The 12,483-nt window shown below is 45.3% G+C and carries 12 protein-coding genes and 1 pseudogene; 4 read left to right on the top strand and 9 right to left on the bottom strand.

Annotated features, from left to right (window positions below; genetic code table 11):
* The first annotated feature begins 99 nt into the window (after positions 1 to 99).
* The gene (locus tag FTU22_RS14550) at positions 100 to 429 is read left to right on the top strand and encodes a DUF4236 domain-containing protein (protein ID WP_000506885.1); all 330 of its coding nucleotides are present in this window, start codon (positions 100 to 102) and stop codon (positions 427 to 429) included.
* Between the two features lie 271 nt (positions 430 to 700).
* Here FTU22_RS14550 and FTU22_RS14545 read toward each other — a convergent pair whose 3' ends face one another.
* The 3 genes and pseudogenes from FTU22_RS14545 to FTU22_RS14535 form a co-directional block, all read right to left on the bottom strand.
* Complete coding sequence (locus tag FTU22_RS14545) at positions 701 to 1,933, bottom strand: ATP-binding protein (protein WP_001255534.1); 1,233 nt, start codon at positions 1,931 to 1,933, stop codon at positions 701 to 703.
* Positions 1,934 to 2,483: 550 nt separating this feature from the next.
* Positions 2,484 to 2,795, bottom strand: a pseudogene (locus tag FTU22_RS14540) (HNH endonuclease signature motif containing protein); the annotation flags it as partial.
* Between the two features lie 291 nt (positions 2,796 to 3,086).
* Positions 3,087 to 4,177, bottom strand: a protein-coding gene (locus tag FTU22_RS14535) for an IS4-like element ISAba1 family transposase (protein ID WP_120366390.1) whose coding sequence is annotated in 2 segments (ribosomal slippage) — positions 3,087 to 3,637 and positions 3,637 to 4,177 — 1,092 coding nt in all. Because the reading frame shifts where the segments join, the coding sequence is not laid out codon by codon here.
* Between the two features lie 89 nt (positions 4,178 to 4,266).
* Here FTU22_RS14535 and sul2 point away from each other — a divergent pair.
* The 3 genes from sul2 to FTU22_RS14520 all read left to right on the top strand — a co-directional run bounded on the left by sul2 (position 4,267) and on the right by FTU22_RS14520 (position 5,943).
* A complete protein-coding gene (sul2, locus tag FTU22_RS14530) occupies positions 4,267 to 5,082 on the top strand; it encodes a sulfonamide-resistant dihydropteroate synthase Sul2 (protein ID WP_001043260.1) in 816 nt (271 codons plus the stop codon).
* Positions 5,083 to 5,168: 86 nt separating this feature from the next.
* Positions 5,169 to 5,417 (top strand): phosphoglucosamine mutase, encoded by a 249-nt coding sequence (locus FTU22_RS14525; RefSeq protein WP_071830581.1) that lies wholly within the window; start codon positions 5,169 to 5,171, stop codon positions 5,415 to 5,417.
* 61 nt (positions 5,418 to 5,478) lie between these two features.
* Positions 5,479 to 5,943, top strand: a complete 465-nt coding sequence (locus FTU22_RS14520; RefSeq protein WP_071830580.1) for an ATP-binding protein — start codon at positions 5,479 to 5,481, stop codon at positions 5,941 to 5,943.
* Between the two features lie 73 nt (positions 5,944 to 6,016).
* Here the strand turns inward: FTU22_RS14520 and mph are convergent, their stop codons facing one another.
* The 6 genes from mph to FTU22_RS14485 form a co-directional block, all read right to left on the bottom strand.
* Positions 6,017 to 6,904 carry an Mph(E)/Mph(G) family macrolide 2'-phosphotransferase gene (gene mph, locus FTU22_RS14515; protein WP_071830579.1) on the bottom strand — a complete coding sequence of 296 codons (888 nt, stop codon included), beginning with the start codon at positions 6,902 to 6,904 and terminating at the stop codon, positions 6,017 to 6,019.
* Between the two features lie 673 nt (positions 6,905 to 7,577).
* Complete coding sequence (locus FTU22_RS14505; protein ID WP_001120888.1) at positions 7,578 to 9,071, bottom strand: IS91-like element ISVsa3 family transposase; 1,494 nt, start codon at positions 9,069 to 9,071, stop codon at positions 7,578 to 7,580.
* A gap of 210 nt (positions 9,072 to 9,281) precedes the next feature.
* Positions 9,282 to 9,506, bottom strand: a complete 225-nt coding sequence (locus FTU22_RS14500; protein WP_000743213.1) for a hypothetical protein — start codon at positions 9,504 to 9,506, stop codon at positions 9,282 to 9,284.
* Entirely contained in the window at positions 9,503 to 10,240 is a 738-nt protein-coding gene (locus FTU22_RS14495) for a recombinase family protein (protein WP_001366550.1), read from the bottom strand. The genes FTU22_RS14500 and FTU22_RS14495 overlap by 4 nt, the downstream gene beginning before the upstream one ends.
* Before the next feature lie 147 nt (positions 10,241 to 10,387).
* A complete protein-coding gene (locus FTU22_RS14490) occupies positions 10,388 to 11,554 on the bottom strand; it encodes a tetracycline-inactivating monooxygenase Tet(X3) (RefSeq protein WP_024160783.1) in 1,167 nt (388 codons plus the stop codon).
* A gap of 189 nt (positions 11,555 to 11,743) precedes the next feature.
* Positions 11,744 to 12,337 carry a tyrosine-type recombinase/integrase gene (locus FTU22_RS14485; RefSeq protein ID WP_205779272.1) on the bottom strand — a complete coding sequence of 198 codons (594 nt, stop codon included), beginning with the start codon at positions 12,335 to 12,337 and terminating at the stop codon, positions 11,744 to 11,746.
* Between the last annotated feature and the right edge of the window lie 146 nt (positions 12,338 to 12,483).

The raw sequence follows: 12,483 nt of genomic DNA, 5'->3' as shown, positions 1-12,483 counted from the left end.
TACTAGTATCCTGATGATAGCCGTCAAAGTACGATCTCTAGCAGATCATGGATCCTGGTATAGCGCGTGAATTGAGCTAAGTTTTAGAATGAGAGCAATATGGGTTTTAGATTTCGTAAAAGTATTAAATTATTCCCGGGTTTTAAAATTAATCTGACCCATAAAGGCATCAGCAGTGCCAGCATTGGCAAACCTGGTGCTTCTCTAAATATTGGAAAAAAAGGTACGCGAACCAGTGTCGGTATTCCAGGTACGGGACTATCTTACTCTAAACACCAGCCTTACTCTAAAAAGACCCGTGTTCCACAACCGACATCGCTAGAACACACGGAATATAATCCTCAGAATTTAGAACAACCGAAGACAAAGATCTGGCCTTGGATTATTTTTGGAATATTGTGTTTTATGGTGGGTGCCGTCATTTTTTAGCAAGAACAGCACTGTATTTTGATCAAAAAAAATGCCCAGATGGATGAATGGGCAAACTAAGGAATTAATTTCCTTCAGAAACTCCAGCGCAATTCTCGCTACTTTCAGTAAGCGACTCTGGCTCAATCATGATAGTCTGACTCAATCGAATCGAGGTAAATCGATCCATCACAATTGGAGCAGAAATTATGCTTGAATACATTCTTGAATGATGCTGAAAAGTCTTTGAGTTTTAATTAATAAATAAGAGTATCCATGTCTACCCTCAACTTTACTTATTTTCAGATAGCAACCAATCGAGAGCACTCATTTTTACAATACCATTATAATTCGCTTCAGTCCCTATCGTGTCTAAGGTAAGCAAATACTTGGGATACGAATCAGAAATTTTCTGTAATGGACGTAACTCTCGGCTGAGTGTCTCCTCATTGAGCGTTTCTAATGCCACCTGATAATAAGTTAAATTCTGTAAAGTATCGACAGCAACAAAATCAATTTCATATTCATCAACCCGCCCTACATAGACCGTATAACCTCGTCTGACAAGCTCAAGATAAATCACATTTTCTAAGATATGACCTTGATCAGCATTAGCATCAGGCAACATAATCCGGCGCAATCCGACATCAACTAAATAGTATTTTTCAGAGGATTGTAATAACTCACGCCCGCGTACTTTAAATTGTGCGGCACTATAAAATAACAAACTGTCCTGTAAGCCCTGAATATAGCGTTTTACTGTTTCAAATGAAATCTTAACCCCACTTGAAACAAAGGTATTTTTAATTTTATTGATGGAAATGGGTGAGCCTGTCACGCTTGCTAAATATCTTGCGACACGCTCGAGAGAGTTAATATCGGCCGTATTCAAACGGGGAATAACATCTTTAAACATTACACTGGCATAGACCGCTTGCAAGTAATCATAAGTTTCCTGCTGGCTAGTCATGGCAAGCGTATAAGGGAAACTACTGCGCGTATACATGGCATACAAATCACGATTGGATAATTGTTGGATGATCGGATTATTTTCAATATGCCACTGTTTAAATTCTTGGAATGACAGAGGTAGAACGTGTTGCTCGATATAGCGTCCTGTAAGTAAAGTCGCAAGTTCTCCACTTAGAAAGAATGCATTTGAGCCTGTAATATATAAATCGATATAATCCCGAACATATAAGGAGTCGACTACTTTCTCAAAATTGGTAACATGTTGTATTTCATCTAAAAAAACATAGTTTTTTTTGCTTTTATCAACTTTAGACAGTACATAATCATGTAGTTTACGGTAATCTGTGAGTTCTTCAAATTCCATAAATTCGAAATTGATAGCAATGATGTTTTCGGCTTGTACACCCTGTGCTTTTAGGTCTTGTTGAAACATCGCTAACAAGGTGGATTTTCCAGAGCGACGTACACCCGAAAGCACTTTAATGACATCACGGTCTTGCCATGTATTCAGAAATTTTAAGTAGCCATCACGTCGAATATTAGCGCTTCTCATTATTTACACTTAGAATCTAAAGTTTTAATAAATTCTATCAAATTTTAGAATGTATATGTAAATATATTTAGTTTTAAGAAAAGTTTAAAGGTTAAGTGAAACATTCAAAGCTGCTGTAGAAGCATGTAAACATGCAGATCTGATCAAAATCCAAATTCTGTCTTTTTGATTATTTTCCATGTCATGTTATGTCATTTATGCTACGAGTTAACTGCTATATAAATTAAGTGAAAAGTAAATGGAACTAAGTTGTTAACTAGAGTGGAACTCATTTTTGTTGTGCTGATGGTCTCAGCCTTAATCCTAATTGCTTATGAAATGCTAAAAGGTTTATTTTAGAGCATCTATACAATTTTTGATCAAAAAAAGCCCACAGAGGGAATCTATGGGCGAAACTAAGGACCTTGACGGTCATTCAGAAACTACAGCTAGTTTCTGGTTGTGATTCTGGACTGAATTAAAAATAACCATATTGGCTGAATGTATCAAAAGTTAAATCATGTGATTAATCATTGATACTTCTGCAAAAATGAGCTCATCGCTCTGTTGATTAATACAGTAATTCACCAAACAAATCCGCTCTAATCTCTTCCAGGCTCAGATCTGATTTCATCCTATTACAGATGGGATGAACCAGCAGACCATTCTCTAGAACACCTTGCCCACCTACGGCTTTGGCAATCCGATGATCCGATTCAGTAGAATCAAGATAGATCAATCCATCACAAATGAGGCAAAAGTTATGATTACCCACCAGAAAATTGTGCTTAAGCAGACTCTTGGTTAATGCCGAAAAGGCCTTGGGCTTTGACCGAGAAATTGGACTAATCGACTCCACATATCCCACTCTATTGTAAACAAGACATTTTTATCTTTTATATTCAATGGCTTATTTTCCTGCTAATTGGTAATACCATGAAAAATACCATGCTCAGAAAAGGCTTAACAATATTTTGAAAAATTGCCTACTGAGCGCTGCCGCACAGCTCCATAGGCCGCTTTCCTGGCTTTGCTTCCAGATGTATGCTATTCTGCTCCTGCAGCTAATGGATCACCGCAAACAGGTTACTCGCCTGGGGATTCCCTTTCGACCCGAGCATCCGTATGAGACTCATGCTCGATTATTATTATTATACTCTGTACACGACAAATTTCACAGAACCCTTATCCTATCAGGATTCTGCTTTCTTAAAATTGCCAAAATTTCCTTAAACTCTTCTTTTTTCCCAAAACCAATTAAACGCTGAATCGCCATTTGAACATAGTCTAAACCATAGCGAAATAAACTCATTGAGAGTCGTCCATGCTTCTTTATTTTTATCGCTTTTTTTTGATTATGTTGCCATTCACCCGTTAAGTAACACCAACAGAAGCTTATAGTTAACACCGCAATCAATTTTTTCACTCGTCTAGGGTCTGTCAAGCGCGTATTTTCAAGATTAAACCCGCGTCCTTTGAGACAACTGAATAAGGTTTCAATTTCCCAGCGTAATGCATAATCCTGAATAGCATTGGCATTAAACTGAGGAGAAACGACGAGTAAAAGCTCTCCATTTTCTAACTGTAGTGCACTTATATATAGTTTCACCCGACCAACCAAAATCCGTCGTTTACGACATTCAATTTGACCAACTTTAAGATGGCGAAATAAATCACTAATTTTATGATTCTTTCCTAAATGATTGGTGACAATGAAGTTTTTTTAACACGAATGCAGAAGTTGATGTCTTGTTCAATTAACCATGTAAACCACTGCTCACCGATAAACTCTCTGTCTGCGAACACATTCACAATACGGTCTTTACCAAAAATGGCTATAAAGCGTTGAATCAAAGCAATACGCTCTTTCGTATCTGAATTTCCACGTTTATTAAGCAATGTCCAAAGGATAGGTATCGCTATTCCACGATAAACGATTGCGAGCATCAGGATATTAATATTTCGTTTTCCCCATTTCCAATTGGTTCTATCTAAAGTCAGTTGCACTTGGTCGAATGAAAACATATTGAAAATCAACTGAGAAATTTGACGATAATCAAAATACTGACCTGCAAAGAAGCGCTGCATACGTCGATAAAATGATTGTGGTAAACACTTGATGGGCAAGGCTTTAGATGCAGAAGAAAGATTACATGTTTGCTTTAAAATAATCACAAGCATGATGAGCGCAAAGCACTTTAAATGTGACTTGTTCCATTTTAGAGATTTGTTTAAGATAAGATATAACTCATTGAGATGTGTCATAGTATTCGTCGTTAGAAAACAATTATTGTGACATTATTTCAATGAGTTATCTATTTTTGTCGTGTACAGAGATTATTATAGAAGCCCCCATGAATAAATCGCTCATCATTTTCGGCATCGTCAACATAACCTCGGACAGTTTCTCCGATGGAGGCCGGTATCTGGCGCCAGACGCAGCCATTGCGCAGGCGCGTAAGCTGATGGCCGAGGGGGCAGATGTGATCGACCTCGGTCCGGCATCCAGCAATCCCGACGCCGCGCCTGTTTCGTCCGACACAGAAATCGCGCGTATCGCGCCGGTGCTGGACGCGCTCAAGGCAGATGGCATTCCCGTCTCGCTCGACAGTTATCAACCCGCGACGCAAGCCTATGCCTTGTCGCGTGGTGTGGCCTATCTCAATGATATTCGCGGTTTTCCAGACGCTGCGTTCTATCCGCAATTGGCGAAATCATCTGCCAAACTCGTCGTTATGCATTCGGTGCAAGACGGGCAGGCAGATCGGCGCGAGGCACCCGCTGGCGACATCATGGATCACATTGCGGCGTTCTTTGACGCGCGCATCGCGGCGCTGACGGGTGCCGGTATCAAACGCAACCGCCTTGTCCTTGATCCCGGCATGGGGTTTTTTCTGGGGGCTGCTCCCGAAACCTCGCTCTCGGTGCTGGCGCGGTTCGATGAATTGCGGCTGCGCTTCGATTTGCCGGTGCTTCTGTCTGTTTCGCGCAAATCCTTTCTGCGCGCGCTCACAGGCCGTGGTCCGGGGGATGTCGGGGCCGCGACACTCGCTGCAGAGCTTGCCGCCGCCGCAGGTGGAGCTGACTTCATCCGCACACACGAGCCGCGCCCCTTGCGCGACGGGCTGGCGGTATTGGCGGCGCTGAAAGAAACCGCAAGAATTCGTTAACTGCACATTCGGGATATTTCTCTATATTCGCGGTTCAGCAGGCATGTCCCCTTTGAGGGCGACCCGACGACAGGATAATCGACCTTATGGTGCGCAAATATTTCGGCACAGACGGTATTCGTGGCAAAGCCAACGAAGGCGCGATGACGGCGGAAACCGCCTTGCGCGTCGGCATGGCGGCTGGCCGTGTCTTTCGTCGCGGTGACCACCGCCATCGTGTCGTGATCGGCAAGGATACGCGCCTGTCGGGCTATATGCTTGAACCCGCGCTCACAGCCGGTTTCACCTCGATGGGCATGGACGTATTCCTTTTTGGCCCGCTGCCGACAACGTAATAGGAAGAATAAACGCCCTTTTCACCCAAGTCCAAATTAATTTGCCGATTCCATAATCAGGGTGTATTACAATTCCATAGAGTTTTTCAATCCAGGTGGTTTAGCTGATAACTTAACGATTGATCAGCTTCTTCGTGAAGATTACTCGCCATGGGCGCGCAATAAAAGGATATCTGCCACGTTCAAAGAAGCGCATTTTATTGAAAAATATGGGTCAGGCATCAAACGAATCCAAGAAGGCTTCGCATCCTATGGTCTGCGTCCCCCTGTCTTTGAAAATTTCCAGCACGGTTTTCGAGTTATTGTCTCATCAAAGCTACTTTTCGAATCTAATGAGGGAGTAAGTGAGGGAGTAAATCTACTATTTAATCAGATAAGAACTAATCCAGGAAAGCGTGCACCATTTTTAGTAAACGAGCTATTAGTTCCTGTCAAGATAGTAGAGCGGTGGCTCAAAATCTTAAGAGATGATCATAAAATCGAGTTTCGAGGAGCTCCTAAAAGTGGAGGATACTGGCTAAAATAGAAATCAATGATACTCTTAAGTGGCACCAATCGAACTCCTATTTTAGCATTTAAAAAAGTATCCTCACATCATTTTATTGAACAATACCTAAGGCTGCTCTGGCGGCATTGATATGATTATCGTCGTTGCACTCTACCGCAAAAGCGCCATATGCTAATGGAGCTGCAGCAGCCCTCTCTATAGATTGTTCGTAGAGCCTATCCCATATCGTTCCGCCTTGTTTAGCATACTCCGTTATCAAACTCTTCAGGCTATCCTCTCCAAAAACCGATACGTGACCAGAAAAGTCCAGTGCAGGATCACCCATATGCGCAGTAGACCAATCTATGATACCAGAGGTCTTACCTTCCTTCGAGGTTAAGACATGCCCTGCATAGAGATCGCCATGGATGAAACAAGTGAATTCAGGCCACAAAGGGTCATTGTCCAACCATCTACGGTATCTGTTTTCCAACGGCTCGCTGATACCTATCTCAGATTTCACCAAGTGGATACGGTCAGCTATTTCGGTCCTCAATTCACTTGGAGTCATTATTTTCAAGTTGCTCTTTCTCACATCGTCAGCTGTAATACGATGTAATTCGGCCAATGATTTTGCCAGAGACTCCACATAAGCTATGCTATCGCGATCTATGTTCCAAGAAACCTCATGTGTTATCGCATCGAATGTCAGAGCAGGCGCATCCTCCAGTAAAGGGTAGGCTATTAGGCGCTCCGATACAATTTTCCAATCAGGGACATTGATCGACAGGTTTCTTTTGGCTAAATCCAATATTCTACTTTCATTTTCGATTTGTTCAAGCATATCGCTTCTTCGAGGTATACGGAGTACCCAGTTCTCACCGTTTACTTCCTTTACAAAGGCAACTCTAAAGTCGATGCCCATCTCATTGACGCTCATCTCTTCCGAAATTCTCAGCCCATGCTCTAGGGCTAATGTTTGCATATCTTCGATTGTCATTTCTATACTGTTTTCTTTTATTAAATTGGTACCAGTTCCCCCGACAGGACATTCTGAATGTCATATACAGGTGTAACACTTTACCCATATTCTTTTCGTATGGATAACACTTCCCATCAGGGAACAAAAATCTGATACATGAATTAATTGTGAGACAGTAGACCTACTGTCGCATTGAAGCCATCTCGGCGACTATTTGATTAGGAAAACCAAGGCTTTGCCATCATAGCCTTATCATAGAAGTATAACATAGTTGTAAAGATAGAAAATTATTTTTTATTCATCCATGATGTTATTATTTTATAATAACATCATCTAAACATGTCCTGTCGCTCTTTTGTGCTGTGATATTTCATACCTATTAACTGCTTTCGTTTGAATTATACGACGTTCTACTCACAATAGGGCAAGGGTTACTCATTCCGTAGGATGCGGTTCACGTATAGGAAGAATAAACGCCCTTTTCACCCAAGTCCAACAGCTTTGGACCGCAGTTGACTCTTTCGACACCCCTGCGATGCAACCCAATCCGGCTGACGGGGAGCCAGCAACGCTGAAAATTTACCCTCCTCTTTCCCACTAGCGGCTCCTTTTCCGACAACCAGCACGGCGGATCCCTGCCGCGGCGCTGTGAACGCAGCATTTTGATTGGTATCGTTGGCCTTCAGGCTCGTCAGTCAAACAGACCCAGGAGCAGCTCAGCCGGTGGCGCCCGGCTTTCGGGTAACGCCCTGGTCCCGCTGGTTTCGGCTTTGTGCTTCAGGTGATCAAGGATCTGCTTGATCACTATAGGGTCTTCAATGCAGGCGATGACTTTCATGGCGCCGCCGCAGCCGCTGCAGGTCTCGATGTCGATATTGAAAACACGCTTGAGCCGTTGCGCCCATGTCATCGACGCTCGCCGTTGTGCTGGTGTTGCCGGTTCATCAGCCACCCTGACCTTGTTGCCCCTGCCCCGTTTTGCCGGCGTGACCAACGCCCGGTGCCGACTGTTGGGTGCGAACACCCCGTGGAAGCGGGTTAGGTTGACTCTGGGCTTCGGTACCAGGGCGGCCAGCCTTGCAATGAAATCCAATGGTTCGAAAATGACGTGCGTGGTGCCGTCCCGGTACGGCGTCTTGAGCTGGTAGCGCACGTTGCCGCCTCGTGTTAACGACAGCCGCTTCTCGGATACCGCCGGGCGGCTGATGTACCGGCACAGCCGTTCGAGCTTCTTGCGTTCATCGGCCCTGGCCGCCACGCCGGCGTGCAGGCTGGACCCGGCTACCTTGCCAATCCCGTCACCGAACGGATCACCACTGGTCGGCAGAGTTTGCAAAGTGAACACCTTTCGCCCCGCCTGTGAACCGACAGCGATACGGTAAGTGATCGAGTGCCCCAGCAGGGGTGTCATCGGGTCGTCATCCACCGCATCCGAGGCCAGATAGCTGTTTTCGACATCCCGTTCCAGCAGGCCTTGCCGTTCCAGATAGCGACCCACCCGGTGGGCGATGGTGTGCGTCAGCTGGGTGAGCTCTGGGCTGGTCGGCGCCTTGACCCAGCGGAAACGCGCTGAGCCGTGGGATTGCTCGACATACACACCGTCGAGAAACAGCATGTGGAAGTGAACATTCAGATTGAGCGCCGATCCAAAACGCTGGATCAGGGTGACCGCGCCCGTCTTGGCCACTTGGTGGGTATGGCCCGCTTTCTTGACCAGGTGCGTGGCAATGACGCGGTAAACGATGCCCAGCACCCACCCCATGATCTCGGGCCGGCTGGCAAACAGGAAACGCAGCTGAAACGGGAAGCTCAACACCCACTGACGCATGGGTTGTTCAGGCAGTACTTCATCAACCAGCAAGGCGGCACTTTCGGCCATCCGCCGCGCCCCACAGCTCGGGCAGAAACCGCGACGCTTACAGCTGAAAGCGACCAGGTGCTCGGCGTGGCAAGACTCGCAGCGAACCCGTAGAAAGCCATGCTCCAGCCGCCCGCATTGGAGAAATTCTTCAAATTCCCGTTGCACATAGCCCGGCAATTCCTTTCCCTGCTCTGCCATAAGCGCAGCGAATGCCGGGTAATACTCGTCAACGATCTGATAGAGAAGGGTTTGCTCGGGTCGGTGGCTCTGGTAACGACCAGTATCCCGATCCCGGCTGGCCGTCCTGGCCGCCACATGAGGCATGTTCCGCGTCCTTGCAATACTGTGTTTACATACAGTCTATCGCTTAGCGGAAAGTTCTTTTACCCTCAGCCGAAATGCCTGCCGTTGCTAGACATTGCCAGCCAGTGCCCGTCACTCCCACTCGATTGTAAACAAGCACACAAAACCCTTTAGTGACAACAATTTGCAAGAACTATCAGGCTCAGTGCCATGAAAAATACCATGACCAGATCATGAGGTTGAACACGGCTTGCGCCGGCAGCGTTCACGCTCCTGGTCGGCGATCTCGCCCGGCTGCAATGCTAGCTCAGCATCGGTCATGCGCTCCAGCACGTCGCGTAGGCGGATGGTGCAAGGAATGGGCGGCAGCTCGAACTCATAGCCGCCGGCGATCATTTCGGCCGCAATCTCCTCGGTGATGAAAAACGGCTCGTCGTCTTGGTTCGGCTTCTTCATGCCCTTTCCTCCTGGCGCTCATCCTGGCCGACAGCGGCCAGGGCATCGGCTTCCGTCAATGCGTCCTCCACGAACGCGCCGTGCTGCTTCGCTTCGGCCTGGCTGACCTCGGCCCATATCCGTTTCACCTGGGCCGCACTGTACCCGGCCAGCTCGGCGGTCTTGTTGATGCTGTAGCCGGACTTGCGCAGCGCGACAACTTGGGCGCGGCGCTTCGGATCAGCACGGCGGCCCTTGTACCGCCCGGCCTGGCGGGCCAACTCAATGCCTTGGCGCTGGCGTTCGCGCCTGTCCTCGTAGTCGTCGCGGGCCATCTGCAAGGCCAGGCGAAAAAGCATGATCTGCACGGCTTCCAGCACGATCTTGGCGACGCCCTGGGCCTCGGCCGCCAGGTCGGATAGATCGACCACGCCAGGGACGGCCAGGCGTGCGCCTTTGGCCTGTATCGAGGCCACCAGGCGCTCGGCCTCGGGCAAAGGTAGGCGGCTGATGCGGTCGATCTTCTCGGCAATGACCACCTCGCCGGGCTGTAGGTCGCCGATCATGCGCAGCAGCTCAGGCCGGTCGGCGCGTGCGCCGGATGCCTTCTCACGGTAGATGCCGGCGACGTAGTAGCCGGCGGCCTTCGCGGCCGTAGTGATCGCCTCTTGGCGTTCCAAGTCCTGCGCGTCGGTGCTGACGCGCAGATAGACCCGCGCCACCATCGGCGCGGCTACTGGCTTCGTCCTGCGCATACTTGCGGGCTCCTTTGGGCATACTCAAATGCACCCATCTTAAACTGGCAGCTAATGTACAAAAGTTGATAGAAGCACACAAGTTCAATTTTGCACTTCTGCCCACTATTGCAAAACTGCTTGTTAGTAGCCGTTTTTTCTTACTGTTTATAGATTCAATAATTTTTGAAACGAAAAATTGGGACTAAACATTTCGGTTTCGTTTTCTGTCGATTCGTCCTGCGTATCTTTTGCATAAACAAACATTTGTTGTTCGTAGTTTTCGATGGCATTTTCAATACTTGTAAATTCTCCGTTTGTAAGGTTTTCAGACAATATCAAAGCATCCAATAATCCCGTATTTACACCCTGTCCTGCAAAAGGCGACATCAAATGAGCAGCATCGCCAATCATTGTTATGGGTAATGGACGGTTACTTTTCCAATCATTGTTCAAAGGAAATTTCCTTGTGGGCAAGCATTGAAATGTTGATACCGAACGTATTAATTGTTTGTAAACTTCACTCCATTTGGAAAATCTTTTCAATAAAAAATCGGCAACGCTGTTTCTGTCCTGAAAATCTAAGGGAATTTTATTTTTCCATTCATCGGGCGTTTTAAAACTAATTCCTAAATACAATGCACCATTATTATTGGGATTGGCAAACAATAAAATGCCCTGATGTCCCGCCATTAATCGGTTGCCGTTGCATAGCTGAAAAAATCCGGGACAGTTTATTTCCGGTTGAAGAATATCAGCTTGGATGTTGAAAGTACCGGTTTCTTCAACTTGCGTGTCGGTAACAAAGCTCCTTATTTTCGACATTCCACCATTGGCAAGAATAACCAAATCTGCTGTTTCACTCGGTTTATTCTCAAAAGTTAGTGTCCACTTCTTCTTACCAGGTTCAAGCATAACAAGTTTTCTATCCCAAATAACCGTGTCGTTTTCTAAACTATTCAACAAGATAGCCCTTAAGTCATTTCTGTTTATTTCAGGATTGTCAAATCGATTTTCGGGCTTTACATTTTTTGTGGATAAAATATTGCCTTTTTCATCAGCAATATTTACACCCATTGGTAAGGCTAAGTCATAATAAGTTTGTAACAATCCCGCTTTTTTCATTGCTTCCTGACCTGAACCTTTGTGTAGGTCAAGGGTTCCACCAAAAATTCTTGCCTCTCGGTCGTTGTCTCTTTCGTAAACTGAAACGTCTATGCCGTTTTGCTGTAATAATTTTGCCATAGTCAGTCCAACGGGTCCACCACCAATTATTGCAACGTTCTTATCACTAAGTAAATTCATTTGTTTGTCTGTATCTATTCGCATTGTCATTCAAAAATGGCACATAACAAGTGGCTATACGCCAAATGGCGTATATATCCACTATATCTTATTTTGCTAAACCTTTCATTATCAGTGACAAATCCGTTTTCAACCGTTTACCGTTCGTTTCTACTCTCTCAAAAGGATTTATATTCATAGTGCTTTTTGTTAAGTTTTGCTCAAATATACAAATCCTTTCTATATATCTAACAAATCCATCGGACTTTTTAATTGTTCCATTCCCTTGGTGGTAATATGTGTATAAACCTCAGTTGTTTTACTGCTTGAATGACCTAACAACGATTGAATATAACGTAAACTCGTACCATTCTCAAGCAAATGCGTTGCAAAGCTATGTCGTAAGGTATGTACAGTAACTTCCTTTTGAATCTTTGCTTTTAAAACAGCTGCTTTAAAAATGTTTTGAATACTTCGGCTTGAGTATGCGCCACCTTTTTGACCTTCAAATAAATAATCTTTTGGTTTATATTCCATAAAGTATGTTCTTAAAATAATTAATGTTTTCTCAGATAAAATGGTATAACGATCTCTTTTTCCTTTTGACTGTTCTATACGAATTTGCATGCGCTTGGAGTCAATGTCTTTTATTTTCAGGTTTATACATTCAGAAATGCGCAAACCTGCCGAATAAATAGTCATCAGAATAGCCTTGTGTTTCACGTTTTCAATAGCGCGTAGTACCCGAATGGTTTCTTCTTCACTCATCACAACAGGAAGTGTTTTTTCTTTTTTTGGTCTTTCGATGAAATATGTTTTCCGTTGTCCACCCAAAACACGTTCGTAATAAAACTGGCACTGTTGCAAAGTTAGCGATGAGGCAGCCTTTTGTCTTATTCAAAGGCCTTACATTTCAAAAACTCTGCTTACCAGGCGCATTTCGCCCAGGGGATCACCATAATAAAATGCTGAGGCCTGGC

The sequence above is a fragment of the Acinetobacter sp. YH12076 genome (genome assembly GCF_013419525.1).
In the GTDB taxonomy this organism is placed as follows: domain Bacteria; phylum Pseudomonadota; class Gammaproteobacteria; order Pseudomonadales; family Moraxellaceae; genus Acinetobacter; species Acinetobacter amyesii.
This window is presented reverse-complemented; position numbering and strand designations above follow the sequence as displayed.

What these genes read in the sequence shown, in the direction of transcription:
- FTU22_RS14490 (WP_024160783.1), bottom strand. Translation starts at nt 11,554, where the DNA reads ATGACAATGCGAATAGATACAGACAAACAAATGAATTTACTTAGTGAT.
- FTU22_RS14525 (WP_071830581.1), top strand. Translation starts at nt 5,169, where the DNA reads ATGGTGCGCAAATATTTCGGCACAGACGGTATTCGTGGCAAAGCCAAC.
- mph (WP_071830579.1), bottom strand. Translation starts at nt 6,904, where the DNA reads ATGACAATCGAAGATATGCAAACATTAGCCCTAGAGCATGGGCTGAGA.
- sul2 (WP_001043260.1), top strand. Translation starts at nt 4,267, where the DNA reads ATGAATAAATCGCTCATCATTTTCGGCATCGTCAACATAACCTCGGAC.
- FTU22_RS14545 (WP_001255534.1), bottom strand. Translation starts at nt 1,933, where the DNA reads ATGAGAAGCGCTAATATTCGACGTGATGGCTACTTAAAATTTCTGAAT.
- FTU22_RS14505 (WP_001120888.1), bottom strand. Translation starts at nt 9,071, where the DNA reads ATGCCTCATGTGGCGGCCAGGACGGCCAGCCGGGATCGGGATACTGGT.
- FTU22_RS14550 (WP_000506885.1), top strand. Translation starts at nt 100, where the DNA reads ATGGGTTTTAGATTTCGTAAAAGTATTAAATTATTCCCGGGTTTTAAA.
- FTU22_RS14495 (WP_001366550.1), bottom strand. Translation starts at nt 10,240, where the DNA reads ATGCGCAGGACGAAGCCAGTAGCCGCGCCGATGGTGGCGCGGGTCTAT.
- FTU22_RS14500 (WP_000743213.1), bottom strand. Translation starts at nt 9,506, where the DNA reads ATGAAGAAGCCGAACCAAGACGACGAGCCGTTTTTCATCACCGAGGAG.